Origin of the sequence: Methanobrevibacter ruminantium, from assembly GCF_016294135.1 — an archaeon.
GTDB lineage: Archaea > Methanobacteriota > Methanobacteria > Methanobacteriales > Methanobacteriaceae > Methanobrevibacter > Methanobrevibacter ruminantium_A.
Genome location: NZ_JAEDCO010000002.1, coordinates 41,175 through 67,701 on the forward strand (window position 1 = coordinate 41,175; position 26,527 = coordinate 67,701).

The 26,527-nt window shown below is 31.9% G+C and carries 29 protein-coding genes and 1 pseudogene; 11 read left to right on the forward strand and 19 right to left on the reverse strand.

Going from position 1 to position 26,527, the window contains the following annotated elements; genetic code table 11:
* Nucleotides 1-296 precede the first annotated feature (296 nt).
* The 3 genes from VW161_RS01145 to VW161_RS01155 form a co-directional block, all read right to left on the reverse strand.
* Nucleotides 297-566, reverse strand: a complete 270-nt coding sequence (locus VW161_RS01145) for an elongation factor 1-beta (protein WP_298534050.1) — start codon at nucleotides 564-566, stop codon at nucleotides 297-299.
* Between the two features lie 96 nt (nucleotides 567-662).
* Nucleotides 663-824, reverse strand: coding sequence for a zinc finger domain-containing protein (locus VW161_RS01150; RefSeq protein WP_296869856.1), 162 nt, complete (start codon nucleotides 822-824; stop codon nucleotides 663-665).
* A 152-nt stretch (nucleotides 825-976) separates the two neighbouring features.
* Complete coding sequence (locus VW161_RS01155; protein WP_325192653.1) at nucleotides 977-1,630, reverse strand: amino acid kinase family protein; 654 nt, start codon at nucleotides 1,628-1,630, stop codon at nucleotides 977-979.
* A 294-nt stretch (nucleotides 1,631-1,924) separates the two neighbouring features.
* Between VW161_RS01155 and VW161_RS01160 the strand changes: the two genes are divergently transcribed.
* Both VW161_RS01160 and VW161_RS01165 read left to right on the forward strand, forming a co-directional pair.
* Nucleotides 1,925-2,755 (forward strand): acyltransferase, encoded by an 831-nt coding sequence (locus tag VW161_RS01160; RefSeq protein WP_325192654.1) that lies wholly within the window; start codon nucleotides 1,925-1,927, stop codon nucleotides 2,753-2,755.
* Nucleotides 2,756-2,764: 9 nt separating this feature from the next.
* Nucleotides 2,765-2,944, forward strand: a complete 180-nt coding sequence (locus tag VW161_RS01165) for a hypothetical protein (RefSeq protein WP_304093124.1) — start codon at nucleotides 2,765-2,767, stop codon at nucleotides 2,942-2,944.
* 130 nt (nucleotides 2,945-3,074) lie between these two features.
* Here the strand turns inward: VW161_RS01165 and VW161_RS01170 are convergent.
* Nucleotides 3,075-3,894: pseudogene (locus tag VW161_RS01170) on the reverse strand (alpha/beta hydrolase fold domain-containing protein).
* A gap of 139 nt (nucleotides 3,895-4,033) precedes the next feature.
* Here VW161_RS01170 and VW161_RS01175 point away from each other — a divergent pair.
* A complete protein-coding gene (locus tag VW161_RS01175) occupies nucleotides 4,034-4,429 on the forward strand; it encodes a DUF4013 domain-containing protein (protein WP_325192646.1) in 396 nt (131 codons plus the stop codon).
* Nucleotides 4,430-4,518: 89 nt separating this feature from the next.
* Nucleotides 4,519-4,851, forward strand: a complete 333-nt coding sequence (locus VW161_RS01180) for a hypothetical protein (RefSeq protein WP_325192647.1) — start codon at nucleotides 4,519-4,521, stop codon at nucleotides 4,849-4,851.
* Nucleotides 4,852-4,949: 98 nt separating this feature from the next.
* Here the strand turns inward: VW161_RS01180 and pth2 are convergent, their stop codons facing one another.
* Complete coding sequence (gene pth2 / locus VW161_RS01185; RefSeq protein WP_304087649.1) at nucleotides 4,950-5,288, reverse strand: aminoacyl-tRNA hydrolase; 339 nt, start codon at nucleotides 5,286-5,288, stop codon at nucleotides 4,950-4,952.
* A 245-nt stretch (nucleotides 5,289-5,533) separates the two neighbouring features.
* On the opposite strand from pth2, the gene VW161_RS01190 reads away from it, so the two are divergent.
* From VW161_RS01190 to VW161_RS01200, 3 genes are all read left to right on the forward strand, one after another.
* Complete coding sequence (locus VW161_RS01190; protein ID WP_304087647.1) at nucleotides 5,534-7,309, forward strand: ribosome biogenesis/translation initiation ATPase RLI; 1,776 nt, start codon at nucleotides 5,534-5,536, stop codon at nucleotides 7,307-7,309.
* 66 nt (nucleotides 7,310-7,375) lie between these two features.
* Nucleotides 7,376-8,248, forward strand: coding sequence for an ABC transporter ATP-binding protein (locus VW161_RS01195; RefSeq protein ID WP_304087644.1), 873 nt, complete (start codon nucleotides 7,376-7,378; stop codon nucleotides 8,246-8,248).
* Nucleotides 8,238-8,972: an ABC transporter permease gene (locus VW161_RS01200; RefSeq protein WP_304087642.1), complete on the forward strand. Its 735-nt coding sequence runs from the start codon at nucleotides 8,238-8,240 to the stop codon at nucleotides 8,970-8,972. Before VW161_RS01195 ends, VW161_RS01200 begins: the two co-directional genes overlap by 11 nt.
* A 193-nt stretch (nucleotides 8,973-9,165) precedes the next feature.
* Here VW161_RS01200 and VW161_RS01205 read toward each other — a convergent pair whose 3' ends face one another.
* The 3 genes from VW161_RS01205 to VW161_RS01215 all read right to left on the reverse strand — a co-directional run bounded on the left by VW161_RS01205 (nucleotide 9,166) and on the right by VW161_RS01215 (nucleotide 12,183).
* Complete coding sequence (locus VW161_RS01205) at nucleotides 9,166-10,326, reverse strand: pyridoxal phosphate-dependent aminotransferase (protein ID WP_298534033.1); 1,161 nt, start codon at nucleotides 10,324-10,326, stop codon at nucleotides 9,166-9,168.
* Nucleotides 10,327-10,652: 326 nt separating this feature from the next.
* Nucleotides 10,653-11,351 carry a DNA repair and recombination protein RadB gene (gene radB / locus VW161_RS01210; RefSeq protein ID WP_304093103.1) on the reverse strand — a complete coding sequence of 233 codons (699 nt, stop codon included), beginning with the start codon at nucleotides 11,349-11,351 and terminating at the stop codon, nucleotides 10,653-10,655.
* 199 nt (nucleotides 11,352-11,550) lie between these two features.
* The gene (locus VW161_RS01215) at nucleotides 11,551-12,183 is read right to left on the reverse strand and encodes an L-threonylcarbamoyladenylate synthase (RefSeq protein ID WP_304093100.1); all 633 of its coding nucleotides are present in this window, start codon (nucleotides 12,181-12,183) and stop codon (nucleotides 11,551-11,553) included.
* 111 nt (nucleotides 12,184-12,294) lie between these two features.
* Here VW161_RS01215 and pgsA point away from each other — a divergent pair, with 111 nt between their 5' ends.
* From pgsA to VW161_RS01235, 4 genes are all read left to right on the forward strand, one after another.
* Nucleotides 12,295-12,897, forward strand: coding sequence for an archaetidylinositol phosphate synthase (pgsA, locus tag VW161_RS01220; RefSeq protein WP_304093096.1), 603 nt, complete (start codon nucleotides 12,295-12,297; stop codon nucleotides 12,895-12,897).
* A gap of 125 nt (nucleotides 12,898-13,022) precedes the next feature.
* Nucleotides 13,023-13,265: a DUF357 domain-containing protein gene (locus VW161_RS01225; protein ID WP_292776150.1), complete on the forward strand. Its 243-nt coding sequence runs from the start codon at nucleotides 13,023-13,025 to the stop codon at nucleotides 13,263-13,265.
* Nucleotides 13,266-13,593: 328 nt separating this feature from the next.
* The gene (locus VW161_RS01230) at nucleotides 13,594-13,782 is read left to right on the forward strand and encodes a hypothetical protein (protein ID WP_292787751.1); all 189 of its coding nucleotides are present in this window, start codon (nucleotides 13,594-13,596) and stop codon (nucleotides 13,780-13,782) included.
* 158 nt (nucleotides 13,783-13,940) lie between these two features.
* Complete coding sequence (locus VW161_RS01235; RefSeq protein WP_304087628.1) at nucleotides 13,941-14,450, forward strand: GNAT family N-acetyltransferase; 510 nt, start codon at nucleotides 13,941-13,943, stop codon at nucleotides 14,448-14,450.
* A gap of 482 nt (nucleotides 14,451-14,932) precedes the next feature.
* Here the strand turns inward: VW161_RS01235 and fbp are convergent, their stop codons facing one another.
* The 11 genes from fbp to VW161_RS01290 form a co-directional block, all read right to left on the reverse strand.
* Nucleotides 14,933-16,033, reverse strand: a complete 1,101-nt coding sequence (gene fbp / locus VW161_RS01240) for a fructose-1,6-bisphosphate aldolase/phosphatase (RefSeq protein ID WP_304087624.1) — start codon at nucleotides 16,031-16,033, stop codon at nucleotides 14,933-14,935.
* A 367-nt stretch (nucleotides 16,034-16,400) separates the two neighbouring features.
* On the reverse strand, nucleotides 16,401-17,540 hold the full coding sequence (locus tag VW161_RS01245; RefSeq protein ID WP_304093088.1) for a TMEM175 family protein: 1,140 nt from the start codon (nucleotides 17,538-17,540) through the stop codon (nucleotides 16,401-16,403).
* 2 nt (nucleotides 17,541-17,542) lie between these two features.
* A complete protein-coding gene (locus VW161_RS01250; RefSeq protein WP_304093086.1) occupies nucleotides 17,543-18,139 on the reverse strand; it encodes a DUF998 domain-containing protein in 597 nt (198 codons plus the stop codon).
* A 46-nt stretch (nucleotides 18,140-18,185) separates the two neighbouring features.
* Nucleotides 18,186-19,334, reverse strand: coding sequence for a tRNA uracil 4-sulfurtransferase ThiI (gene thiI / locus VW161_RS01255; protein ID WP_304087616.1), 1,149 nt, complete (start codon nucleotides 19,332-19,334; stop codon nucleotides 18,186-18,188).
* Between the two features lie 188 nt (nucleotides 19,335-19,522).
* Nucleotides 19,523-22,249, reverse strand: a complete 2,727-nt coding sequence (gene alaS, locus VW161_RS01260; RefSeq protein WP_304093083.1) for an alanine--tRNA ligase — start codon at nucleotides 22,247-22,249, stop codon at nucleotides 19,523-19,525.
* 206 nt (nucleotides 22,250-22,455) lie between these two features.
* Nucleotides 22,456-23,175: an alpha/beta hydrolase gene (locus VW161_RS01265; RefSeq protein ID WP_304093078.1), complete on the reverse strand. Its 720-nt coding sequence runs from the start codon at nucleotides 23,173-23,175 to the stop codon at nucleotides 22,456-22,458.
* A gap of 12 nt (nucleotides 23,176-23,187) precedes the next feature.
* Nucleotides 23,188-23,562, reverse strand: coding sequence for a zinc ribbon domain-containing protein (locus VW161_RS01270; RefSeq protein WP_304093075.1), 375 nt, complete (start codon nucleotides 23,560-23,562; stop codon nucleotides 23,188-23,190).
* Nucleotides 23,563-23,580: 18 nt separating this feature from the next.
* Entirely contained in the window at nucleotides 23,581-24,270 is a 690-nt protein-coding gene (locus tag VW161_RS01275) for a zinc ribbon domain-containing protein (RefSeq protein ID WP_325192648.1), read from the reverse strand.
* A 190-nt stretch (nucleotides 24,271-24,460) separates the two neighbouring features.
* Nucleotides 24,461-24,769, reverse strand: coding sequence for a 50S ribosomal protein P1 (gene rpl12p / locus VW161_RS01280; RefSeq protein ID WP_304088337.1), 309 nt, complete (start codon nucleotides 24,767-24,769; stop codon nucleotides 24,461-24,463).
* Between the two features lie 111 nt (nucleotides 24,770-24,880).
* A complete protein-coding gene (locus VW161_RS01285) occupies nucleotides 24,881-25,885 on the reverse strand; it encodes a 50S ribosomal protein L10 (RefSeq protein ID WP_304088334.1) in 1,005 nt (334 codons plus the stop codon).
* 1 nt (nucleotide 25,886) lies between these two features.
* A complete protein-coding gene (locus tag VW161_RS01290) occupies nucleotides 25,887-26,525 on the reverse strand; it encodes a 50S ribosomal protein L1 (RefSeq protein WP_292788258.1) in 639 nt (212 codons plus the stop codon).
* Between the last annotated feature and the right edge of the window lie 2 nt (nucleotides 26,526-26,527).

Consider the following 26,527-nt stretch of genomic DNA (forward strand, 5'->3'; position numbering starts at 1 on the left):
TTGAATACTATTCAAAAAAATTACAATAAAACTGGTTAAACAATTAATAAAAATATGTATAATTGAATATTTTTTAAAAATTTTAAAAAATTGTATATAAATTTCAATTATAATAATTAAAATATTGTAAAGATATGAAATAAAAAATTAGATTAAACAAAGTAACAAATAATGAAATTTTGAAAAAAAGTAATTAAATAAAAATAGGTTTAAAAAAATTTAAAATAAAAAAGAAAATTTACCACAGAAAGTGGTAAGATTTTGGTCAGGTTTTTAGCAGAATGCTAAAAAGCTGCTTACATTAATCTTCTAGAATCAGTAATTTCTGCACTAGCTACGTCTGCTAAAGCAATGACAGCTTCTTCAGTAGGCCCAGTTCCACCTTCACCGTCTTCTACGATGAATACAACATTTAAAGCTACTAAACCGAATGCAATAGGTTCTTCAGTAATTTCGTGTAATTCTGCATCTGCAGGCATTGCATCAGTGATTGCTGCTTTTAATGCTTCTAAATCTACTTCTGGGCTTTCAGGCATTACTTTTAAAGTGTTAACAACTTCTCCCATAATCATTCCTCCAATAATTCTAGATAATTAATTAATCTAAATTTGATCTGAATTAAATTAATTTAAATACAATACTTAATTTATACCAAATTAAACTTATGGTCCTTCAAATCCGCATTCGCATTTGTAAGAGTGACCGAAAGTACGGCAACTTTCACATCTTGCGATAGGTTTACCACATACAGGACAGTTGAATTGAACATAAGGTTCAATTAATGGTATTTCTTGTTTACAAGATTGACAGTTTACTTTTTCCATATATATCACCGAATATATTATAAATATTTTAATTTATTAATTTATAAACTTAATGATTAATCAGAATTTAAGCAGCTAATCTAAGAAACTGATTTAAGCCATTAAAACTTAAATTCATCTTAAGTTCACCTATGAATTAATAAAAAAGATGCTTATTCATTATGTATAAATGTATACTCAAAGGAATCCTTATTCTCATTATTCATTATAGACAGGACTCTCTCAGGATACTCTCCATTTACAACATAACAATCCAATCCATACTCAATCAATAAAGTAGGCAACATCAAGTCAATTGATGATTCATCAAAAGTCAGTAGTTTATTTACATCAATTTCATTGATCAATTCCGCTCCACTTAAGGATGGATCTTTTGTATATATACCATTTACATTTGTTGCTATTAAAAGCTTTGCATCCAAAAGGCTTGCAATGTAGGCCGCAATTGAATCACTTGTCACATCCCATGAATGTGCAAATGGCTCATTTTCCTTTAGAATGTCGGAACAAATCATAATTGGTATCTTATTCAAGTCAGAAATACTTTTTGCTTCTTCTATAGTATAGCTGATTTCTGTAAATGCTAATTTATCATTCAGCAATTTAGCCAAGATATCCATAGAATCAATAGCTGTCTCATGGGTTACATCTTTGGAGAATTCAATCTCCTTGTCATATTTTCTAATCAGATTGGCAAATCCACCTCCGCCAATAACAAACAAGCAGTTTTGACCTTTTAATGCATTTGCAAGTTCAATTGCTTTCTTTGGGAATAAACTTCCACCAATCTTAATTACCCATTCAATAATACTATCACAACTGAATGATTAATAATTTAAAAAATTTAATTCTTATAAAATATGGTATATTTCTAAAAAAATACATTTTTCCAAAAATAATATTTCAAGACATGAAATTTTCAAAAAATGAATATTTTTAAAAATAAAATACTTATAAAAATAGCATTTATTAATTATTTATTTTTTACATTATATATAATTATGTTTTTTCAAATTTTAAAAAATAAATTATATATATTCAGCAATATAAAAATAAACATATAATTTTCGGAGAAAAATTGATGAGTCAAAATAGAATGGATTGATCTTGTAAGGGCAATATCTATTTTAACTGTTTTGTACATTCATGCAACTGATGGAATATATATCATATCATCTGATGCAATTATGAACTATACATTGTTTTCAAGGATATTTCAATTTGCATCCCTTTTCATTGGACGTATAGGAGTTCCATTCTTCCTGATGATTACAGGATACTTATTGCTTGACAGAACTTATGATGATGAGAAAGTTCACAGATTCTGGACAAAGAATTGTAAAGGATTAATTATAGTAACCGTCATTTGGTCTGCAATTTATGCTGTAAGCATATTGTATGTATCTCTTTTCAGTCCGGATGTCAATGCAATAGAAGCAGAAAACCTATTCTTTAGCCATATGTGGTATATGCCAATGATTATTGGAATGTATCTTTCATTGCCATTTGTAGCAAGCACTTTAAGCCATTACAAACCAAAAACAATTGAGCAAGCTACAATTGTCTTCTCACTTTTAGCATTCCTATTGCCATTCATCTCATTGTTGTTTGACATGGAAGGAATCAGAAACATAAACATACAATTCTGTCTTGGTTTTAGTGGTGGAATCTATGGTATTTACATTATCTTAGGATGGCTAGTTAAAAAAGGACAATTCAAAAAGTATTCCAGCAATAAATTCAGATTGCTTGCGATTGTTTCATTTTTAATTTGCGTTCTGTTCCAATACTATGCATATATCAGAGGATATCCTTTCCTATTATGGTATGAATTCCCATTTATCCTAACTGGTTCACTTGCATTGTTTGAGTTATGTTCCAGAAGGAAAAAGGTCAGAGGATTTAAAGGAGTTCAATTCCTATCCAAATAATCCTTTGCAGTGTTCTTAATACACAACCTGTTTAAAATTCCACTGCTTCCGCTGGTTATTTTCTTACCATTTACAGAACCGGTAAAAGCTATAATCCTTTGGATTTTATTGATAATATTCAGCTACGCGGCAGCTGCTATTATTTACAGAATCCCACAATACGGTAAATTTATTTTATACATGAGATAATAGAGATAATATTTATTATCTCATAAGTTTATTTTATTTTATTTTAAAAAAAAGACATTTTAATACTAATTTTATTTTTATTTTAAAAATTTAAAAAAAAAGATTATTTTTACAATATCACTTTAAAGAATTATTCAAACTCTTTTTTAAGTTCTTTAAAAGCATCCCATGCCTCTGGAGATTGGAACAATGGATAAATATGGAACATTCCTTCACCTACAATCAAGCGAGCATCTACACCATCCTCTTTTAGCTTTTCATGATATTTTAAAATGTCATTATAGAATATTTCATTGTCTCCTGCAAAAGTAAGTGTTCTTGGCAAATCAGTATTGTCTCCAGAGAGGGCTTACTCTATAGTCATGAGTATCCAATTCTCCAGCCCATGATTTTCCTATTTCCCTAAGTCCAATTTCACCAAGAATTGGATCTGAATCATTATCATAAGGAGGATTGCTAAGTGCAATGTCAACCCATGGAGAATATACAACTATATTATTTGGTTGAGGAAGATCTATTGCCTTTAAATACTGGCAGAATGACAATACAAATCCTCCCCCTGCAGAATCTCCCATTAAAGAAATTGTTTGATCTTTTCCCATTTTTGAAATCGGGGATCCATATAAATCATCCATCAAGTCAAAGGTTTCATCACATGAATGCTTTGGAGCCAAAGGATAAACTGGAGCGATTACATAAGCATCCAATTTTTTAGAAATGGCTAGACAGAATAAGTGATGCTGATAGTTGATCTCATTTATAAAAGCTCCTCCATGGATAAAAACAATCACTTTTTTAGCATTTTTATCTCCAAAAGTGAAAAGAGGAGTTCCTTTAAAATCTATGCTTTTAAAGATGCTTTTTGGAAACTTTTCATCAGCATTTAACCTCTCTTTTAATAAATCATTTATTTTCTCTTGTGAGTCCATGAAATCTGATTTTGACATCATTAAGATTTTCTCTTCAATTTTTGCAATAAATGATTTTGATATGATTCATCTCATTAATAAAAAGAATAAAAAAGAAATTAATAATATTTATGTCAATAGATATATAAGTCAATATAGTAAATATTAAAAAAGCATAAATATGATTGGGAGCAAATCAATTATTGAAGCTAAAATGCCATTAAAAAGATTGAAATACACATTTGATTATTGCAGCGCAAATCCCATAGGTTTTTTAATTATCTTATTCTTAATCTGGTCTATAAATTTTATGAACAGCTATGCCGATGCACATACAATCAAATATAAGCTCATTTTTTATCCAATGGCATTTTTAGTGACTCTTTTTATGTATGGGTATGGGTTGGCAATTACAAAAGACACCATAAGAAATGGAGAGAAATTGCCTATAATAAAACTTAAGCAATGCACTGTTTTTGGTATAAAAGCGTCCATTATGATAACTCGCTATTCATTTATAGAAGGATTTCTATTATATGACCTTTCAACCAGATCCTATTTGCTGAATTTCACTTAAAATTTGCAGCATCCCATTTGATTGAAACATTGAAATGATATTATTGGCATAATCCTGTAAGCACAATTGAATTTATCATTGTAAGCATTATGATAACATATATAGTTGCATTCTTTTTGGAAATTTCACTTGCAAGACTTGCAGATGGTGGAAGATTGCTTGGTGCATTCAACATACTTTCCATTAAACGCTGCATCGATACAATAGGATGGAGACATTATACTGCAGATTACACTAAGATTATGCTTTCAATAACAATTTTGGCTTACCTCCAATATGGAATTGACATGTTTGGATTCTTCAATTGGGTATTTGATTTAATCATTGATCTTATGATATTCGCCATCGAATTCGTTGGAATCGGTATGATTTATCAAGAGTATAAGATTAAAAAAGTTAAAAGGTTTATAGAAATTGATTAAAATAAGTAAAATTATTTGTAAAATTATTTGTAAATAATTTATAAAATAATTTAAAAAAAAGTTTGAAAAATAAATAAGGTAAAAGCTAAAAGATAAGATCATAATAACTTCAAATCACCAGTGATCTTATCCAAAACATCATCTTCATCAGGACCTAATCCTAAAACAGTCACTGTTGATTTAGGCAATTGGGTTCTTCCTGCATCAGTCACCAAATAATATGCTACACCATGGGCTCTAGCAAGCTCCCTTAAATTATAAAGATCATGCAATGAAGGTGCTTTTAAAACCACTTTTGCATAGGCCTCATTTTCCCATTTTCTGATTTTTGCCTTGTCAGCCTGTTTATATGCACCTATAGCAGCATGGCAACATTGTGCAGCTATTTTTCCTTTTCCCATCTTGATGTCAGTTCTTACAATCATTACCTGTTTCATTTAAATCCCAGTAAAATTAATTAAGAAAATCATTTTCCTATTTTTTTATATATTATTTTTATATTAAACTCAAAATTATTTAAATTTAACCAAAAAACGACTAATAAATATTTAACAAATGGGAAACAAATGGAATTTAACAGTATTACACAAAATTATTATAAACTATTAAAAACAAATAATATTTATTATAAATTAATTAATCAAACTTATTATATTATTATTTTAGAGGAAACGGAGATAAAATGAGTAGAATTTCTATTTTAGACAAGGACAAGTGCCAACCTAAAAAATGTAACTATGTATGTATGCACTATTGTCCTGGCGTACGTATGGAAGAAGATACAATTGTAATTGATGAAAAGAGTAAAAAGCCACTAATTTCAGAAGAATTATGTTCCGGATGCGGTATCTGTACCAACAGATGTCCATTTGGTGCAGTCAGTGTTATCAATTTACCAGAAGCTCTTGATGAGCCTATTCACCGTTACGGCCAAAATGCCTTTGAACTCTTTGGTTTACCTACCCTTAAGGATGGAACCGTTATTGGTTTGCTTGGTCAAAACGGTATTGGTAAGTCAACAATCATGAGGATATTGTCTGGAGAGCTTATCCCTAACCTTGGAAACTATGAAGAGGAAGCAAGTTGGGACAAAGTAATTGACTACTACAAAGGGTCAGCATTGCAAAACTACTTCAAATTGCTTCAAGCTGGTGAAATCAAGACAATCCATAAGCCACAAATGGTTGACCAGCTTTCCAAAGTCGTGAAAGGAAATGTAAAAACATTACTTACAAATGTGGATGAAAGAAACAAGTTAGATGAAATAGTAGATGATTTAGACCTTAAGAATGTTCTTGAAAGAGATATGCAAAACTTAAGTGGTGGGGAACTTCAAAGAGTGGCAATAGCTGCTACAGTTCTTCGTGAAGGTGATTTCTACTACTTCGACGAACCGACATCCTGGTTGGATGTACGTCAAAGATTGAATGCCGTTAAGGTAATCCGTTCCCTTGCTGAAGCAGGCAAATCCGTACTTGTAATTGAGCACGACTTAGCTACCTTGGATGCTATGAGTGACAATGTGCATCTTCTTTACGGTGAACCTGGAGGATATGGTGTAGTAAGTGGAAATAAAGGTGTGAGAGTGGGAATAAATGCATACATCAATGGGTTCTTGCAAGAAGAGAATGTGAGAATTAGGAAACAGCCAATTGAATTCAGCATTCGTCCGCCAACACCTGAAGATGATGGCGAAGTCCTAAGTGAATACAGCGACCTTAAGAAGGAATACGATGGATTCACACTTGAGGCAGAAGCAGGTAAGATTTACCATGACGAGATTGTCACTGCATTCGGTTCAAACGGTATCGGTAAGACTACCTTTGCTAAGATATTAGCAGGAGTTGAAAAGGCAACTGAAGGAGACATCTTGGAAAAAGTGGATATTGCATACAAGCCACAATACATTGAATCTGACTTTGATGGAACCGCACAGGAATTCCTTTATGCAAATGCTCCAACATATGGCTCAAACATATTCAATAGTGAAATCGGAAGACCGCTTGCTCTCGATAACTTGCTTGACAAAAAGGTTAAGAAATTAAGTGGTGGAGAACTTCAAAGACTTGCACTTGCTGTAACATTATCACAAGATGCAGACATTTATCTTTTCGACGAACCTACTGCATTCTTGGATGTAGAGCAAAGGTTGATTGCAGCTAGAGTAATCAGAAAGATCATTGAAAGCAGAAATGCAGCATCATTGATCGTAGACCACGATATCGTATTTATTGACTACATTTCAGATAGGGCTATGGTATTCAGTGGAGAACCTGGACTCAATGGTATCGCTTCCAAGCCAGCAGACCTTAGAACAAGCATGAATCAGTTCTTAGGAGACTTGGACATTACCTTTAGAAGAGATAAGGAAACTAAACGTCCTAGAGTAAATAAATATGACTCTTACCTTGACAGAGAACAAAAAGAGCAAGGAGAGTATTACTACTTAAAAGACTAAAAAACTATAGTGCAAAAATAATTTTTAAAAATGAAATTTCATTAACTTGGCAAGTGGTGATTTTTTATGAATGGCATTGTTTCCATAGAAAATATATCAAAAAAATTTGATAAGAATTATGTTTTAAATGGAGTTACAATCAACATTCCGAAAGGCTCAATCTGCGGTCTTGTTGGACCAAATGGTGCAGGGAAAACAACACTTCTAAGAATTATCACATCACTGCAAAAAGCAGATTCTGGCCAAGTTAATGTTAATGCTAATGTCTTTAGCGGGCTGATTGAAGAGCCCGCCTTATTTTATGAACTTAATGCAAGCCAAAACATTACACAACAATTAATTTTATATGGGCTTGAAGATGAATTCAATCCAAAGGATTTCCTTGAATATGTTGGACTTGAAGATACAAAAAATAAAAAAGTGAAGCATTTTTCACTAGGAATGAAACAAAAGCTTGCAATTGCAATGATGCTTGTTGGAAATCCAGAATTGATCATTTTAGATGAACCTATGAATGGATTGGATCCAAAAGGAATCATTAGCCTTAGAAATCTGATTTTAAAATTAAATGAGGAAGGAGTGACTTTCTTAATTTCAAGCCATCTTCTTTATGAACTTGAAAAAATAGCTACTGATTTTATTTTTATTAACCATGGCGAAATCATATCCGAAATGACAAGTGAGGAATTCTCAAATGCCAATAAAGGACATATCCAATTGGAAGTTAATGATAAAGATTCATTTGAAAATGCAATGAATGATTTGAAAATCTCATATGTGGAAGCAGATAATTTAAAAATGAATATCTTTTCCAATTATACAATTACTGACTTGATAATCAAACTCAATGACTATGGTTGCATTGTTACAAAATGCTTTAATGTTGAAACTAGTTTAGAGGAATTTTTTATAAGGTTGATGGATGAAAATGACAAATAAAATTCTTAAAGCTGAATTGTACAAGATTTTTCATGAAAAATGGTTATATCTAGCTTGTTTTTTCATGATAATATTCTCAATCGGATTTATTCTCATGCAGAAGACAGCAATGTCATATACTGTTGGAATAAACAGGGTTGTCTTTTTGCCTATGGTAATGTATGGAATTGTAATTTCAGTATTAATCAGCCTATTTGTATCTGAAGAATTTGATGATGGGTTCATCAAAAACAAGATCATTTCCAATAATAACCGTAGAGAAATATATCTTACAGGATTGCTATCAAATTTAATTGCATCAGTAATAGTTTATCTTATTACTGCTTTATTCACTTTGATTGTTTCCTATTTCCTATTTTCAATCAATATCTCCATTTTGGATTATGTTTTATATTTCATATTTGGAATTTTCATAATGCTTGTGTTCGTAGGAATATTCTATTTGGTCTCAATAGTTGTTGGGAAAAAATCAAAGGCAATCATCATAAATATGGGATTAGCATTCATACTGTTGATTGCAGCTTTGATCATGAATGGAATGTTAATGACTGATAATAATCTCTTAATTCAATTCCTATTTGATATAAATCCCTATGGACAAACAGCCCAATTAACTTCAATGAACCGCTTAGATATGAGGGAATCTATAAAAATTGATGCATTTCTCTTTATCATATTTACCATATTTGGAATTAAATACTTTAATAAAAAAGATATTAATTAATATTTAATATTTTTTTAACTTTTTTAAAAGTTTTATAACATACGAATTATATTACATGAAATTACATGAAAAATATAAAGAATAGTTTAAAATTGCTTAAATAAAAAAATAAGAGAAAATAAACAATGAAAAAAATTATAAAAAATTAATAAGAATTAATAAAAAAAGAAAATGAAACTAAATAAAAAAATAATTATTTAGTTCTTAAAGCTTCAACAGCAAGCACAAATTCACGAGCAAATACCTTGACTTTTTCTGGGTCGATTGAATAGCTTACTCTTAAGTAGTTATGACCAAAGGTATTGCTGGTATAAGAACCTTGTCTGGTGAACACCTTTTTCTCAATCAAATAGGAAGACATGTCTTCAGGATCGATTCCTGCACCGGATAAGTCAATTCCCATCATATTTGCACTTGATGGATAGACTGGCAAGAAGACTCCTTCACATTGGTCAACCGCTTCCTTGATAATCTTTTGATTTTCAAAAGTGGTATCTCTAACCCTATCAATCCATTCTGGTTTGGATTTCAAGGCAGCAAGTGCACCAGCTTGTGCAATCATATTTGTACCTACATCGTTAATGATAATGCTTTTTACTACATCAATCACTTCTTCGCTTGAAATGATAGCTCCTAATCTTAAACCTGCCATACCAAATATCTTGGAGAAACTGTAACAGGTTATAGTGTTGTTTGGAGCATATTTAGCACAAAGAGTGTGGTTGTAAGCGAAGTCTCTATAAGTTACATCATGCAAGAGGAAAATGTCATTTTCAATAGCTATTTCTGCAAATTCCTTGATTTCCTCTTCAGTGTAAGAGCTTCCAAGTGGGTTTAATGGATCGATTAAGAGAATGACCCTAGTGTTCTCATCCATATTTTCCCTTACTAATTTTGGAGTTAACTTATAGTTGTTTTCTTCACTGTAGATCTTTACTTGTCTTACCTCTGCAGCAAATCTGCTTGCAAAGTTATCAATAATGAGATATCCTGGATCTGGTGTGATAACATTGTCCTCCGGAGATAAAACCGCATTCATGGCTAAGTATAATGATTCGGTTGCACCGGCGTTAACATATATACTTAAGTCTTCCAATTCCAAATCTTTCAAAATCAAAGATTGCAGTTCTGTAAAACCTTCTGGAGGTGGGTACTTGCAGTATTCGTCACTTCCAATGCAGTCAATCATTGCCTTGTGTACATCCTCATTGTGACCAATATGCAATTCATTTGTATTCTGACCCATCCAAATCATTTCTTTATCCTTAAAAACAGCTTCAAAAAAGTGGTTTGCAGATTCATAACCATCTGGAATAATCTTAGCTGCTTTTGCATATTTCTTCTTTTGGATCATCTTATCACAAATCCTATATCTTAATTAAAAATCTAAAAATAATTTTAATAAATATAATTTAATAGTGTCAGTTTTTAAAAAAAAAAATCAAACTGAATATGTTTTCAAATAAACATACAACATTATAGTATCTATTAAAAGTAACATATAAAATTATTTATAAAAATAAGAAAAAATAACTTAGATTTTTAAAAAATGATTAATAATTAATAAATGAAATAAAAAAAGTAATAAAGAAAGACAATAGGTAAAAGGATAAAAAAATCAAAAAAGTAAAAAAAAAATAAAGAATGAAAAGAATAAAGAGAATAAAAAAAGGAACTAAATTATTCAATTCCATTGTTAGTTATCAAGAAGTGAACAGCCAATCCTTCTCTTTTTGATTTATGCCTTTTTAAAAGAGCTATTCTTTGATTGGTTCCTTCTTCACGCTTGAGTTCAATGATGATTTTGCTTCTGTATTGAATGATTGTTCCACCAACAGGAGAGAAATCCTCTTCACTTTCCTCATCAAATGAGGCATAGATTTGATTTGTAACAAGAACAGCAAGATCATGATTGATTGCAAGTGCAGAAAGCATTTGCATCTGTTTTCCTAAAAGGTGAGATTTTGTGCTGTCATCTTCAACCCTAAACAATGCAACAGCAGAGTCCAATATTATGAGTTCAACATCTGCACTATTGGAAGATATCCAAGATTCAATAAGACCAAGATCCCCTTCCTGCTCCTTAAATGAAGTAGGTTCGAATACAATGATATTCTTTGCAACGGTATCGAAATCCTCTCCAGAAATTTGTCTAATCCTATCAACTGATATTCCACCTTCAGTATCAATGTAAACCACTTTTTTTCCTCTTTTGGCTACACCAATAGCTATATTTAGACAAATATTGGTTTTACCTACACCTGGAGGACCGTATACCTGTGTAATTGTCCTTTTTTCAATTCCTCCATCCAACAATTCATCTAAAGGAGAGTTAGTGGAAATCTTTTCCTGACTTGTCATGTTAGATAATATTTTCATTTCTTTCCCTTCAAATAATAAAATAATTTTATAATTTTTATATTTTAATAATTTTAATAATGATCAAATTAAAATTTTAATCTGTAAACATAATATTTAATTAGATATATTTAAAGTTAATTTTTTTATAGATTCCAATCAACAGATTAAATCAAATATTATAATAAACTTGTAAAAATGATTAATAGAGATAATTTTCCTAAATCAGTTTCTCCAAATCCTCTTTTAAGGAATCCATATCATTGGAATCGAATCCGTTTCTAACTAAAGTGGGCTTGGATGCACTTAAGTCTATTACAGTGGATGGCTTTGCAGCACCTAAATCACCAACATCTATAACCAAATCAATATCATTTCCAATCTGCTTTAGAATATCCTGAGGATTTGATAAAGTGCATTCATTTGTAATGTTTGCACTTGTGGTTGTTATTGGAAACAAGCTTGCAAGCAATCGGGCTATCTTATAATCCGGAATTCTCACTCCAACTTTAGCGCTTGCACTGACATAGGGAGAAACTATCTTTTTCTTGTTTAAAATAAATGTAAATGGCCCAGGAAGCCACTTATTGACAATAGCTCTTGAATTTTTATTTAAGTCTGCAATCAGTTCCAAGCTATTTGCATCTTGAACCAACACAGACAATGGCTTTGATGAATCTCTTTTTTTAATTTCATAGATTTTCTTAACTGCATCGTTATTGAAAATATTTGCTCCAAGTCCATAAACGGTATCTGTAGGATAGAGAATGATACCTCCATCTGCCATTATATCAATGGCTTCACCGATTAGGTCCATGTCTGGATTTTCAGGACTTATTTTAAATATTTTCATAAATTCACCAAATAGATTGAATATAATTTTGATTAATTTTTTAACTTCAATTTTAAACTTTACTAAGATAATCTAATTAAATATATATTAGTTAATCAATATAATAAAATTATGCTTAATAGTTTACGACCATATCTTACAAAATTTTTAGAACCTTTGGCTAGTCGATTGAATATTAATCCAAATATTGTAACTGTAATCTCCCCATTTTTGGCGATTATCTCAGCATATTTCTTTGCTACAGGAAATCTAATAGGAGGAGCAATATTTATCCTTCTCAGCGGATTCTTGGATGTTGTTGATGGGGCTGTTGCAAGATACCATGATAGGGCAAGCCCATTTGGAGCATTCTTGGATTCCACTATGGATCGTTTTGCAGATGCAATCATATTCATAGGAATCATATTTGGAGGATACTGTCACTGGTTTGTAGGTGTTTTAGCTATTCACTCAGCAATTACAGTCAGTTATGTTAGGGCAAGAGCAGAATCTCAAGGTGTTGAGTGCAATATAGGAATAGCTGAACGTGCAGTCAGAATGATAATCTTAATGTTAGGTGCATTAATTGCAGCAATATTCCATTCAAACATAATTTTCACATATTTCATTTACATACTTGTAGTTCTTTCATACTTTACAGTTGGTCAAAGAATATTCCATGTATGGAAAGAATTGAATGGACCAAAACAACATAGGCAAAAAAGATTAAGATAAAATTATATTAATTGGAAAATTTTGAAAATTTAAAAATTTAAAATTTTTCAATATTAATATTTCTAAAAAAAATTCAATAATGAAATTAAAAAAAAATAAAATTTAAATTGTTCGGAGCATATGAAATGAAAGATCTTGAAAGTGAAGAGAAAATTGCAATTGATATTGCAAAACTTGAGAGAAACTTGAAACAAGTTGAGGACATCAAGTTCGAAGGAAAAGAGAAGGAAGTTTTTGATAGGGCAATCGATTATTGGAATGATTCAAAATATTACCTAGAGAAAAAAGACACAAGAACTGCTTTTGGTTGTATTGAATATAGCCACGGTTTACTCGATGCACTAAGAATGATACATGGATTAATATAATTAAATATTCAATTGATTAAATGATAGTTTTATATCGTAAACTATAAAATAATTAAACTTTGTATCTAAAATATTTATCAAATTGAAATTTCAAAAATTTGAATGATCTTTTGATTGAAATTTTGGAAAAATTCTAAAAAATGATGAAAAATCATCCATAAATATACAAACTATTTGATAGAATAAAAACTAAAAATTTAAATACTTTCAACAATAAATATTTATTCAACATAATAAGAACAATTTTTAATTTTAAAAATTTAAACTAACTCTAAAATTTTCAAAATTAAATTTAAAAATATTTTGATTAAAAATGGGAGATATCATTATGACAGATATTGATGTTACTGAAATTAGAATTATCTTAGAGGATCTTACTGAAGAACAATTAATTAATATCTTAGAAAAAAACGGTTACACTAATAAAGGTAAAAAAAATGTATTGATTAGAGAAATCATGACTAAAATTTCTCATGATATTGTTATCCAAGAATTAGATGAACTTGGTGCAATATAATCATTTACTTTTTTTATTTTTTTTTACTTCTTTATCTCTTTTACAAATTTTACTACTTTTTTATATAAATTTATACTTACAGATTATCTAATTGCTTTTTTTACTAATTTTTTATTTAAACATAAACAATAAATAATTTATCAGATAAAATCTTTAATATGATTCTAAAAACAGAAAGACTTATCCTAAGACCTTGGGAGGAAAGTGATGCAGAATGCCTATACCATTTTGCAAGGAATCCTAAAATTGGGCCTATTGCAGGTTGGTCCCCACACAAAAGTGTTGAGGAAAGCTTAGAAATTATCAAAACTCTTTTTTCCAAAAAGGAAACTTATGCAATTACCATAGACGATAATGCAATAGGCTGTGCAGGGCTTTTATTCTATCCACACACTAATCATTACTGGGGAGACGATGGAGTTGAATTAGGTTATTGGATTGGAGAGGAATATTGGGGTCAAGGATTAGTTGCTGAAGCATGTGAAGAACTGATTAAACATGCTTTTGAAGATTTGAACATTACCAGAATCCATGCCAGTTACAGATATGAAAACCACAAATCAAAAAGAGTCTTGGAAAAATTAGGATTCAAGTATTATTGTGATATGAAAAATACAGATCTCTCTGGAAATGAAACACGAGAAATAGCTATGCTTTTAGAAAAATAAAAAAAATGCAAATTTAAAAAATAGTGAAAAACTAAAAAATAAAAAAATTAAATAAAGAGTTTACATACTCATAGCCATGAAAGAAATAAACCATATAACTATAGAAAGCCCAATAATTAACTTACCATGTTTTTTTGCATTCTCTTCATCACGAGTAATTAAGTAGATACCAAAAATAATTCCGAATAAAGGTATTAATATTGCACATACATAACCTAAAATCTTAGAAAAAGTATAGGAGTTTTCAGATTGAACATTAGGAATAGAATTTTGAGTTACTTGTGCATTGGAATTAGAATTTGAATTTTCTTCAGCACCTACATTTCCAAAATCATATCCTCAGTTATGGCAGTATTTGCTTCCTTCTTTTCTTTCTGCCCCACAGCTTGGACAAAAAGTCATAATTTTCCCCCTACAATAGTTTGTTTTAATATAATAAAACTAATAAAAATTAAATAAAAAAAGAAAAAGAGATAGATGATTTAGTCATCATCCATGTCTTCGAATCTAGGTTCTAATTTTTCCATTACGCCAGGTAAAGAAGTGTATTCCATTTCTTCAGCTGGTAATCTGTGTGGTTCGAATGGACCATGTCTTCTGATGTAGGAAGCAATGTTTGCAGATTGTCTTCTGGTTTCATCAAATGCAGGGTCATCGAATAAGTCAACAGGACCAATTAGTTTAGCATCAGTTACTTGGAAACCTAAACCTACAACTCTAGGAGGTCCGTCGAATCTGATTGGGTTAGCTTCTTCTTGGCTGGTTGGCATCATAGGACCGTTGTGGGATCCTCTCATCCATCCACTTACCATGTGTGGGAATGCAAATGGTTCTACACATTCACCGTTTGCAGGGAAACCGGATTGAGCTCTTACAATAGCTACAGGGTCGTCTTTACCTACGTATTCACCAGCTAACATGTTCAATTTGTCAGTACTTACTGCAGCTGCGATTTCACCGTTTTTCTTGAATACTCTTTTAATTACGTATCTACCAGTGGAACCGATTAATGCAAGTAAGTCGTACATTTCTTCAGGACAATCTAAGATAACCTTTTTGTGTTCCATTACATCGAATACTTCAAAACTGAATCCATCGTGTAAGCTTGGGTCAATTACAAGACCTGCAGTGTTGAATGGATCTGCAAAGATTCTGAAAATAGGTAAGTTGAATGCACCTGGTTCGGTTTTGTCCATACAGTAAACGATTACAGGGTCACTTCCTCTTTCTTTGAATTCCATTTCTGCACAACCTGGACCCATACCTTTTACGTTTCCAGAGAATGTGTCAGTCAATAAGTCTTGACCTGCACCGTATAATTTTAAGTCTCTTGCAATTTCAGTTGCTTGAAGGAATGCATCGTATGCAGTCTTGTGAACTTCTTCGTTTAATTCACCGTTTCTGTGAGTCATGATTAAATCAATGTCGTCACCACAACGGGTAATATAATAATCTTCAAGAATGCCAGTTTCTAAAGAACCGGATAATACTTCATCACATTTTTCCATTAATGCAGGATGTGATACACAGTGTCCAGAAACACTTCCAATATCTGCTTTGATAACACTAACAGTAGTTTTCATCTTAAAACACCTCTGTAATAAAAATTTACTATTCACACACTTTAGTCAAATAGCAGTACATATTTAGCTTTAATTCATAATATAAGAACGATAATTAACTATTATAGCAATTAACTATTAAAAAATAATTATTCATTAATAACTAATCGTTATAATAATTAATTACTAGAATTAATAGCTAATATAAAATAATTAAATTATTAATCAAACTAAATACGTTTAAACAACTGGAAATTAAAAATAATTTCTTAAGTTATTTAATATACATTATTATTTTTGATTTATATTATATATAATAATTATGATTTAAAAAAGAGTTTTATAAATAAATTTAAAAAATTAATAGAAAATAAAAATTATTTTGGAATCAAAAATTGTTCCTATAATAAGATATTATCCATATTGCAATTATTGAAACCAAACAGGCAATAACGATAGCCAATGGATAAACAAAATAACCGATTATCATACCCAAAATAACAAGCACAATTGTTGTCATGAATGGCTTATTGTCTTCCAATGCCAATTGCAATGCAATGTTTGCCTTATCTGAATTTTTCAAAGCATTTGCTGTGATGATTGATGAAAAAGCAACTAGAATGAAATCCAAACCATATAAAAAGCAAGACACAAATGAATTAGGATTCAATGCAACGAATGTAGTCAAATATGGAATTAGTGACAATAAGAATAATGCTAGCCCAATTGACCAAATTACCTTCGGATTAATCTTATTGACAATATTGAATAGGTTATTGTTATAATTCCAGAAATTAAAACAGACAATGAAACTTACTGCATAGACTATAAACTCAAATTTAATGTCAAAAAATGCATCCCAAGACCCATTTGCCACCATAGGAATCTCAAGCACAATAATTGTAATTATAATGGCAATGATTGCATCAATAAACGCTTCAAATCTATCAGTGCTACCATCATCTGGCCTTCTAAGCCTTGAAAATATTAACCAGAAGATAAGAGAAATCAAAACGCAAATATAGATTCCAGGAGTGTAGATTGTATAAGTGAGAATAAAACCCAAAACCATAATCGCTATTGGAATGTAACTGTAAACGCTTCTAAAATTATTTTGGCATAAGCCACAGCTATAAGGATTAGCTCTATATATTGCATAAATAGATAGGATATACAACAGATCTATTGCAAGAAAATCAATTCCAAACATTGTTTCTGCAGCAACTGAATTAACGTTAAATGCCATCCATGATGCAAAATAAGGGAGAAGAGAAATTGCAAATATCTGAATCGCATATATAATTACAACTTTGTTGTCAATCTCTTCAACGACCTGAAACAGATTATGGTTATCATACCAAATGATAAATATTACTAAAAAACAGATTGCATAAGTGATAAATCTAGCATTCAATGCTAAAACAGCACCAAATGTAGGAGATACAGGTTGTGTTAATTTCAACACTAAAACGGTTATGATAATCGCTAGAATCGCATCAAAAAATGTTTCAAATCTGTTTGTATTCATGATTATACCTTTGTATTTTTTAATAAATAAATTCCACTAATAAAGCTCCAAATAATTAGGGTATAAACAGATAATCTTTCAAATACTGGCATGTAAATGCTTTGCATATTAAAGAACATTATCCAAAATGCAATTAATCCAATGATCCCTAAGACTAAAGTTATCTTTTGATAGGTTTCAAACTTATCCATAGATCTTGATATGATGATGAGTAATATGTTACCTCCAAGAATAGCCATTATGGCACCTAAGCTATGATAACCATCAGTGACAGGGTTTCCTGCATGAATAAATGCCACAATTATTAGTCCAATAGCTGCAATTAGTGTTAAAATATAAAAAACAACTTTGTTTTTTATTATATAATCTTTGAATTTATAGAAATTGCCAAATATGAAAGTCAAACCAATTATAACAAATGCAGAATTCATTAAAAAGGATAACGGAGAATTGGCATTAGGAATTCCTAGCTCTGAAATTGTATAGAACAGATAAGTGTTTATCAAAGTGTCATTAAAAGAAAATGCACTGATTGCCTCAGCTATCAAGTAGTATAAACTGCCTAAAATAAAAACTATTCCTGCAATTTTAGATTTCATTTTTTTATCTCAAAACATAACATAAAATAAAACATTGAATAATTAATTAATGTTCAATAGTTTCAAAAGCCTTTTTAAGTTGCTCTTCTTGATTTATGGCTTCTTTAATTTCTTTCACCAATTCCAAATCCGCCTTAGTTTCAGGATATTTCGGAACTGCCTTACAGCCTCCATCATCTCTTTTAGAGATTTCAAAGGTTCCAATCTTTTCTGCAATCCTAGTTATTTCCACTTTATCAAGACCAATAAGTGGACTTAATACAGGAACATCAAGATCTTCACGGGTTGCAAGTATATTTGGAAGTGTTTGAGAAGCCACTTGACCTAAGCTACTTCCATCAATAACCGCTTCTGCATGAAGTTTCTTTGCAAGCATTCCTGCAATCTTATACATTCCGGATTTGCATAATACACAAGTCATCTTATCTGGAGCCTCAGATTTGCAAGTGCTTAAATAATCACCATATTTAACAACTCTCTTTTTGATTGGTGCACCGCTTGCATAAAGATTCAATTGGTCTATTAAATCTTCATAATTTTTTAGTGCATCCGGTGTAGTATAAGGTTGATTGTCACAGTAAAGCGCTATTACCTGACAACCTCTTTTCATCATAAGATAAGTTGCAACTGGAGAGTCAATACCACTTGATACAAGGGAAATAACCTTTCCTTGAGTTCCAAGAGGCAATCCTCCAGGACCTTCAATTTTCTCATGGAAAATATATGCATCATTATCCCTCACTTCAAGATAGATTGTAAGTTCAGGATTGGTCAAATCAACAGGAGACGAATACTTTTTCACTATTACAGCACCTGCAAATGCTGCCATTTCTTGAGATGAAAATTCATGAGTACCCACTCTTCTGCAGCTTATTGCAAACCTGGTGTTCTCATCCAATAATCCTTCATCATGAAGCTTTTCTGCATAAGTGGCAAGATCACGTTCCACATCCTCAAAGGTGGATTTAGTGGAAACTGCGGGAGAATAGGATACAATACCGAATATCCTCTCTAATTTCTCAATTGCATCATCAAAATCCTTTGGGAAAATAAATATTCTTGCTTGATAAACTTTAACTTCTGCATCTATTGATGCTTTGATATTATTGATTAAACGATTTTCAAATCTTCTTCTAACTCGATTGCTTTTTAATCCTACTTCACCATAACGAGCTATAATTAAATCAGGTTTCATAAAATTCCTCAAAAATAAAATAATTTTTAAAATGAAAGATATTAAAAATTATAATTAAATTTTTTAATTAAATATTTTCTTTTTAGTAATATCTTTATTTTTCTATATATTTAATTTATAGTTTATAAATATAACGATTGTTATAAAAATAATCAAAAAAATAAAATAAAAAATAATTAAAGAATTAATTAATTTTTATTTAAAAGTTCAATAGCTAAATCTAAAGCTTCTGGCATTTTATCAGCATTTGGACCAGCCCCTTGAGCTAAGTTAGGACGGCCACCACCACCACCTCCAAGCAAGGAAGCTGCTTCCTTAATGATAGCATTAACTTGAATTCCACAGTCCTTAGTAGCCGCTCCAACAATCTTACCTTCATTGTTACCGATGAAGACAACATCTGCCTTATCATTATCAGTGAAATCAGTAGCAATCTTTTGAAGCTCCTTGATATCTCCATCAATGATTTCCTTTAAAACTTTCAATCCATTGATTTCAATTGCATTATCCGCTAAGGTGCTGACTTTCAAGTTAGCAATTTCCTTTTGCAATTTAGCGATTTCGTTCTTTTGAGCTTTCCATTCGCTAAAGAACCTATCACATGTCTTAGGCAATTGTTCGTGGGTTACGCTGAATATGCCTGCACTTTCCCTTAGGATTTCCTTATCCTCTTGGATTGAATCAATAGCTGCGAGTCCTGCTGAGAAATCAATTCTTTCCACACCATCTTGAACCCTTTCAGTCTTATTGATTTTAATTGGACCGACTTCACCGGTTCTGTCAAGGTGAGTACCTGCACAAGCCTGTACATCAATTCCAGGAATCTTTACAACTCTAATTTGAGATCCTGGAACAACACCACCTTGGTATAAGGTGAATCCATACTCCTTCTCTGCATCATCACGGCTTAACCAATTGATATCCAAATCAATATTCATCATCACATATTCATTTGCCAATTTTTCGATTTCATTAAGCTCTTCCTGTGTGATACGTTTGTAATGGGATAAGTCTATACGTGAACGTGCAAGACCTTTTTGTGCACCTGCTTGCCAAATGTGTTGGCCTAAAACTTTTCTTGCAGCTGCAATTACCAAGTGAGTACCTGTGTGATGTCTTGCTAAAGTAATTCTTCTGTTCCAGTTGATAGCCATATGGACCTCAGTTCCAATATATCCTTTAAGATCAGCAAGTAGGCTTTCCTTATCACTGTCTTTAGGAACAGCAATGTGATGCAAGACTATGTTATTCAATTTTTCAGCATAAGTGACTTCATAGATTTTTCCATCAATGGACATTATACCAATATCTGATGGTTGACCTCCTCCTTCAGGGTAGAAGATTGTCCTATCAAGGATAACATTAACTGTATCCCCTTTTTCAATGACTTCAATGATCTTGCCGTCAGATTCCTTTTGATAAATGTCCTTGTAGAAGTCAAGTTCAGTTTCAGGAACATCAATATCCAAAGTCTCTTTTTTAGCAACCTTATCCTCTTCGTGCATATCTGCAACAATTGTGAAGAAGTTATCTGGTACAAAGACTTCAAAGTCCTTATCTCCGCTTGCCATTTCTTCAACGGTTTCAGGAGGCATACCTTGAGCATCGTATAAGTCTATTAATGTTTCTAAAGGCATGGAAGTTTTTCCTTCTTTTTTAAGACGTTTAATGGTTCTTTTAACAGTCTTTTTACCTTTTTCAATGGTTTTAGCATATCTTTCCTCTTCAAGATTGATAATATTCATGATGTGCTCTTGAGATTCATCGATTTCAGGATAGAATTTTCTTAAGAAATCCAATTGGATTTCCATAATGTCAGATAATGATTCCTCCATCTTCAACTCTTTCATAAAACGGATGGTTCTTCTTAAGACAAGTCTTGCAAGATACCCTTCCTTTACATTTGATGGAATGATTCCATCAGCTAACATGAATGCCAAACATCTTGTATGGTCTGCAATGATATAAATAGCTTCCATAGGCTCTGCATTTTTCAAGTATTCCTCAAGGGTAATGTCTAAGCTGTCTGCTACCTGTTGACGGAGCTCTCGGATATCACCGATATCCTCAATATCCATCATACCTGCAATCTCTGCATTTCTAGCCAATATGTCCTCATTGACTTCAACATTGGTTATTTCCTTAAGCTTGTCCACTACAGGAGCAAAACATGCATCATAAGCAGTCGGAGTTCCTTGTGAAATCCATGCAATTCTCTCTAAACCGTAACCGGTATCAACAACCTTAATTGGAATCTCTTCCCTTTCACCGTTTTCAAGGGTTTTGTATTGCATGAAAACAAGTGTAGCAAGCTCTACACCACGACAGCACACTTCATAACATGGACCTTCGTTACCTCCACCTTTCCACCAGGATTTGATGAAGGTGATCTCTTCAGTATTGATTCCAATTGACTTGAAGAACTCGTGACAAAGGCGAATTGTTTCATCTTCCCAGTAGATGAAATTATCCGGCTTATTGATTACAGTATGTGAACCCATGGTAAAGCAAGTCATGTGCCTTCCGGTTCTTCCTACATTGTCTACATCATTAAGACGGATGGATGGCTGTTCAACTTCAAGAGGATTAGCTGGAGGTTCAACTAAACCAGAGGTAATCCATGGTTGGAAACAAAATATTGAAGCTCCCACTAAGAATACGTCATCTCTCCATCTTTTAGCTAAAGTTGGATAACGAGGTATAGGTTCATGGCCTTCATCTTTTAGGAAATTTCTAAAAGTTTCTTGAATTTCATATAAATCATATGGCTTGTCAGTTGCAGGATTTCCGATAAATCCATATTCATCACATGGAGCATCCCCACAAGTGTCTCTATCAACTTGAGAGTAAAACTCATTTCCACATGTTTTACAAATTTGTTTTTTATATCCTAAATCTTCGAATATTTTAAGCATAATAATCAGTTTTAATCGTTTTTAAAAAATATTTTTTTGTTATGAGTTATGTATTAGTATAATAAATAGTTGAATATTTATTTCATAATAAAATTATATATGTTTTTAATCTATTAAATAGTTTGTATAAAAATAGAATTCAGTTTAAGGTTTTAATAGAATTAAAAAAATAAAAAAAGAAAGTGGATTAAAATAAAGATTTGAAATTAATATATGAAATCCAAAATTGCATTCTCAGTTTGCTCTCTTTGGTCTTCTGGAGAGATGCTTGCTATCCCATCACCAGATTGAATGCCATAGGCCCCGAATTGAGCATGATTTCCACCATTTATCACATATTCTGTTAAATTATTGTCCATCAATCTCCTGGATTCATCATATGTTTCCTTATTCAATGTTTCATCATTGGAACCATAGATTGACAGGACAGGCATATTTCCCAAATCATCCACAGGATAAGATGCAAGAAGTATCAAACCATTGATTTCATCTTTATGGGTAACTGCATAGGAAGAAGCCATTACTCCACCTAAGGAATGGCCTGAAATGTACCATTCATCATAAGAATAATTACCATTGCCTATGATTGAATCAGCACTGTTACCACCTAAAAATGCTAAATTTCCTGGCATTTCCACTATAAAGCAATCCACTCCATCATTTGCTAAATCCATGAACAAAGGAAGATAAGAGGTGTATTCAATTTTAGCACCAGGATAAAAAATCAATGCACTATCATTCCCAAGACCATCCAAAAATAATCCATTTTCCACTTTTTCAACTGATACATTCTCTGTTCCATTCAAGTAGGCATTTACACTTGGGTCTGCATGAGAATAATCATTCACATACCATATACTAATGCATCCGACGAATATGATCAAGGCTAAGATAATATACAATGCCATTTTAATTTTTTTATTCATATAAATCAGCTTTTAAAACCATCTAAATAAAAACATAACAGTGAAAATAATTCCAATCAGCATTATTGCCAATTGGATGTATGCATGCTTTCGAATACTTGAATCTTTGCTGTTTAGCATAAATCCTGGGAAAAATAGTCCAATGAATCCGATAAAGCCATATGAACCAAATAAGAAGCTAAGAATAAAGCTACCCCAACCGAATAGAATAGCTATTATATAGCCTATTATGATTAGCTTTTTGCTGTCTAGAGATGGAAAATCATCCAGATTATTCAATTCATCAGTAAAGCCATCAATTGACTCTGTAAAGTTCAAAGGACTTCCACAATCATGACAGAACTTATAATCATCCTTATTCTCGCATCCGCAAATTGGACATTTCATATTTTTCCTCTAAATCAATTAGAATGTTTGTTTTCCACTATTTGTATTCAAATAAATTTCTTTTGTATCTAAGACATTTCCATCATTGTCATATAAGGTAATATAAGCGTCATCAGGATAGTAATCCAATGCACTTGCACTTGCAACTTTTACGTAACCATCACTGCTTACGGTTTTAGGAACAACATTTCCTTTATTCAATGCATTTCCATTATAACTGTATAAAACGCTTATTTTAACTTTCTCTCCAGCATGTTCAGACCCTACATAAATGGTACAATGGGTTTTATCTGACGCCGAACTTCCTGTTGAGAAACTACCGCTTTGGATAGTTGGATGAGATTCTTGAGTGCTTGCTTCTACATCAGAAGCATTATCAACAGAACCTGAATTCAATGATGCAGAATCTGAAAGAGCATCAGAATCATCATTTGCATTGTTATTTGAAAACATCACCATAGCACCTGCAATTAAAAGTGCACAAATAACAATGGTTAAACAGATTATTATCAAGTTTTTATTATCTGATTTGGAATTTGAATTGTTAGAACCTACATTTGAATTGTCATTTACTCTAGTAGACGGATCAATTCCAGTATTTACATAATTGTCTTTTATTGGACGGTTTGCTCCTAATGCATAACCGCATTGCTTACAGAACTTTGCAGAATCTGCATTTTCCGCCCCACAATTAGGACAAAATATCACAATTACACCTCCCTATTAACTAAGTAATACTTTATTAATATAAGCATATATAGATTTTGAAAAAAAGTTTATAGAGATGTGGAAATCAAAAGAATAAAATTTTGATAAAAAAAGTATAAAAATAGTTAAATAATATACGAACGATAAAAATTGTTTAAAAAAAAAGAAAAAATAAAGGATAGAAAAGAATCTATCCGAATAAAGCACCTAAACCAGCGGTTGCTGCTGCAGCTGCTTGTTCTTCGTCTTCTTCTTCTTCCTCTTCTTCTTCCTCTTCTTCTGCTGCTGCAGCTGCAGGAGCTGCTGCTGCAGGAGCTGCTGCCATAGCAGTAGTTTCCATAGCTTCTTCAATATCAACATCTTCTAATGCTGCGATTAAAGCTTTTACTCTGGATTCATCTACATCAGCGCCAGCTGCTTCTAAGATTTTAGTTACATTTTCTTCATTAATATCTTGTTCTGTGGTGTGCAAAATCATTGCCGCATAAATATATTCCATGTTATCACCGTTTTTGTTATAATAATTTATTTTTTAAAAATCCAATACATATTAGTTTTTATATTGAATCTTGTGTTTTTTAAATTAAAAAGTATAAATTTTAAATTTTATCTAACCGAACAAAGCACCTAATCCAAGTGCTGCAGTTTCTTCACTTTTATCTTCTTCTTCCTCTTCTTCTTCCTCTTCTTCTGCTGCTTCTTCAACGACAGGAGCTGCTGCTACTGCAACATTTGCTAATTTATTAGCAATTTCGTCATCAATAGCGTCAGAAGATAATTCACCCGCTAATGCTAACATCTTAGCGTTTGCAAGTGCAATTAACATATCAGAAGTTTTGTCTGTAGGAATAGCTGCTTCAATAGCAACATTGTATGCTTTGGTATGAGCAGTACTGATAATAGTTGAAATAGTTTGGCTAGTTGGGAACGCACTAAATACAGATAAGTTAAATGCTTTAGTAAATGCAGTTTGAATATCTGCAATAGTTTCTTCTTCATCAATAGCTAATACGTCTGCTTTAAAGATAGAGCCTTCTTCATATACAGCTTTAAGATCCATACCTACTTCCATAGGTTTGATATCCATTCTGGTTAAAGCAGAAGCTACTTGTTTAGAAACTTCTTCTCCAGCTTTTACTACAACAGTATCTTTAGAAACTACAATTTTTCCTTTGTCGATTTTAGCAGGTACACCTATTTGTTGTAAGTCACCAAGGAACGGACCTGGTGGGAATCCAGTGTCTCCAGCAGGTACAACAATATCATCAGGAGCAGTTGCGCCAGCTTTTGCAGGAGCAGATGTTTTACTGTCTTCTAATATTTTGTACAATCTGAAAGGATTCATGTCAGTACATACAAGTGCAGGTTGACCTTCCATAAAATCAGAAAGCCCAGTAATGTTAGCTTTCTCATTATCACAATCTTCTAAAGCTAATTTCATAAGGTTAATTTTAGATAATCTGATAGTTGCTTTTCCTGCAAGAGTTTTTCTCATTTCTTGTAATTGTCTAGCAGGAATGTTTAATAAGTTAACAATACCTACAACTTCTGCAGATTCGATTAAACCTTTAAGTTCATTAACTTCTTCTTTTTTCCATTCAGCAACGTGAGCCATCTTAGATCACCCTCACTACTGAACCCATTGTCGCTTTAATATACATGGATTTTATTTGGTTTCTTCCTTTTTCTAAATTGCGGTCTAATACTGCAAGAACAGCTTCAATATTTTCAGCTAACTTCTCGTCATCCATATCTTGAGTTCCAACTAAGATTTGAATAGAAGGTTGTTGTTTAACACCTACTTTAATGGTAGCTTGAGTTCTTTCAAGCAATGGTTCAATTCTTGCACTAGCGGGTACCGGTTTAGGCATCTTATTACGAGGTCCTAAAATACGACCTAAGAATCTACCTACAAGTGGCATCATATCAGCTTGTGCGATAAATGAATCGACAGAATTAACTACTTTTTTAGCAGCTTTAATGTCTTTACCAAATTCTTGTAAATCTTCTTTGGAAATCACGACATCTACACCAGCATTTTTAGCAGCAAGAGCTAATTCCCCATCAGCGATGACTCCGATTTTGATCTCTTTGCCACGGCCATTAGGAAGAGCTACTTCTTCGCTAAATCTGTTTTCTGGTTTTCTGACATCTAAATCCTTGAGGTTAATGATAACATCAATGGATTGAGTGAAGTTTCTCGGCTTAGCTTGTTCTTTTGCCTCCTTCACCGCATCAATAATCTCTTGTGTCATAT

Bases quoted from the DNA above. Each gene is read 5' to 3' on its own strand.
- VW161_RS01145 (WP_298534050.1), bottom strand. From the start codon at position 566: ATGGGAGAAGTTGTTAACACTTTAAAAGTAATGCCTGAAAGCCCAGAA.
- VW161_RS01150 (WP_296869856.1), bottom strand. From the start codon at position 824: ATGGAAAAAGTAAACTGTCAATCTTGTAAACAAGAAATACCATTAATT.
- VW161_RS01175 (WP_325192646.1), top strand. From the start codon at position 4,034: ATGATTGGGAGCAAATCAATTATTGAAGCTAAAATGCCATTAAAAAGA.
- VW161_RS01180 (WP_325192647.1), top strand. From the start codon at position 4,519: ATGATAACATATATAGTTGCATTCTTTTTGGAAATTTCACTTGCAAGA.
- pth2 (WP_304087649.1), bottom strand. From the start codon at position 5,288: ATGAAACAGGTAATGATTGTAAGAACTGACATCAAGATGGGAAAAGGA.
- VW161_RS01190 (WP_304087647.1), top strand. From the start codon at position 5,534: ATGAGTAGAATTTCTATTTTAGACAAGGACAAGTGCCAACCTAAAAAA.
- VW161_RS01195 (WP_304087644.1), top strand. From the start codon at position 7,376: ATGAATGGCATTGTTTCCATAGAAAATATATCAAAAAAATTTGATAAG.
- VW161_RS01200 (WP_304087642.1), top strand. From the start codon at position 8,238: ATGACAAATAAAATTCTTAAAGCTGAATTGTACAAGATTTTTCATGAA.
- VW161_RS01205 (WP_298534033.1), bottom strand. From the start codon at position 10,326: ATGATCCAAAAGAAGAAATATGCAAAAGCAGCTAAGATTATTCCAGAT.
- radB (WP_304093103.1), bottom strand. From the start codon at position 11,351: ATGAAAATATTATCTAACATGACAAGTCAGGAAAAGATTTCCACTAAC.
- VW161_RS01215 (WP_304093100.1), bottom strand. From the start codon at position 12,183: ATGAAAATATTTAAAATAAGTCCTGAAAATCCAGACATGGACCTAATC.
- pgsA (WP_304093096.1), top strand. From the start codon at position 12,295: ATGCTTAATAGTTTACGACCATATCTTACAAAATTTTTAGAACCTTTG.
- VW161_RS01225 (WP_292776150.1), top strand. From the start codon at position 13,023: ATGAAAGATCTTGAAAGTGAAGAGAAAATTGCAATTGATATTGCAAAA.
- VW161_RS01230 (WP_292787751.1), top strand. From the start codon at position 13,594: ATGACAGATATTGATGTTACTGAAATTAGAATTATCTTAGAGGATCTT.
- VW161_RS01235 (WP_304087628.1), top strand. From the start codon at position 13,941: ATGATTCTAAAAACAGAAAGACTTATCCTAAGACCTTGGGAGGAAAGT.
- fbp (WP_304087624.1), bottom strand. From the start codon at position 16,033: ATGAAAACTACTGTTAGTGTTATCAAAGCAGATATTGGAAGTGTTTCT.
- VW161_RS01245 (WP_304093088.1), bottom strand. From the start codon at position 17,540: ATGAATACAAACAGATTTGAAACATTTTTTGATGCGATTCTAGCGATT.
- VW161_RS01250 (WP_304093086.1), bottom strand. From the start codon at position 18,139: ATGAAATCTAAAATTGCAGGAATAGTTTTTATTTTAGGCAGTTTATAC.
- thiI (WP_304087616.1), bottom strand. From the start codon at position 19,334: ATGAAACCTGATTTAATTATAGCTCGTTATGGTGAAGTAGGATTAAAA.
- alaS (WP_304093083.1), bottom strand. From the start codon at position 22,249: ATGCTTAAAATATTCGAAGATTTAGGATATAAAAAACAAATTTGTAAA.
- VW161_RS01265 (WP_304093078.1), bottom strand. From the start codon at position 23,175: ATGAATAAAAAAATTAAAATGGCATTGTATATTATCTTAGCCTTGATC.
- VW161_RS01270 (WP_304093075.1), bottom strand. From the start codon at position 23,562: ATGAAATGTCCAATTTGCGGATGCGAGAATAAGGATGATTATAAGTTC.
- rpl12p (WP_304088337.1), bottom strand. From the start codon at position 24,769: ATGGAATATATTTATGCGGCAATGATTTTGCACACCACAGAACAAGAT.
- VW161_RS01285 (WP_304088334.1), bottom strand. From the start codon at position 25,885: ATGGCTCACGTTGCTGAATGGAAAAAAGAAGAAGTTAATGAACTTAAA.
- VW161_RS01290 (WP_292788258.1), bottom strand. From the start codon at position 26,525: ATGACACAAGAGATTATTGATGCGGTGAAGGAGGCAAAAGAACAAGCT.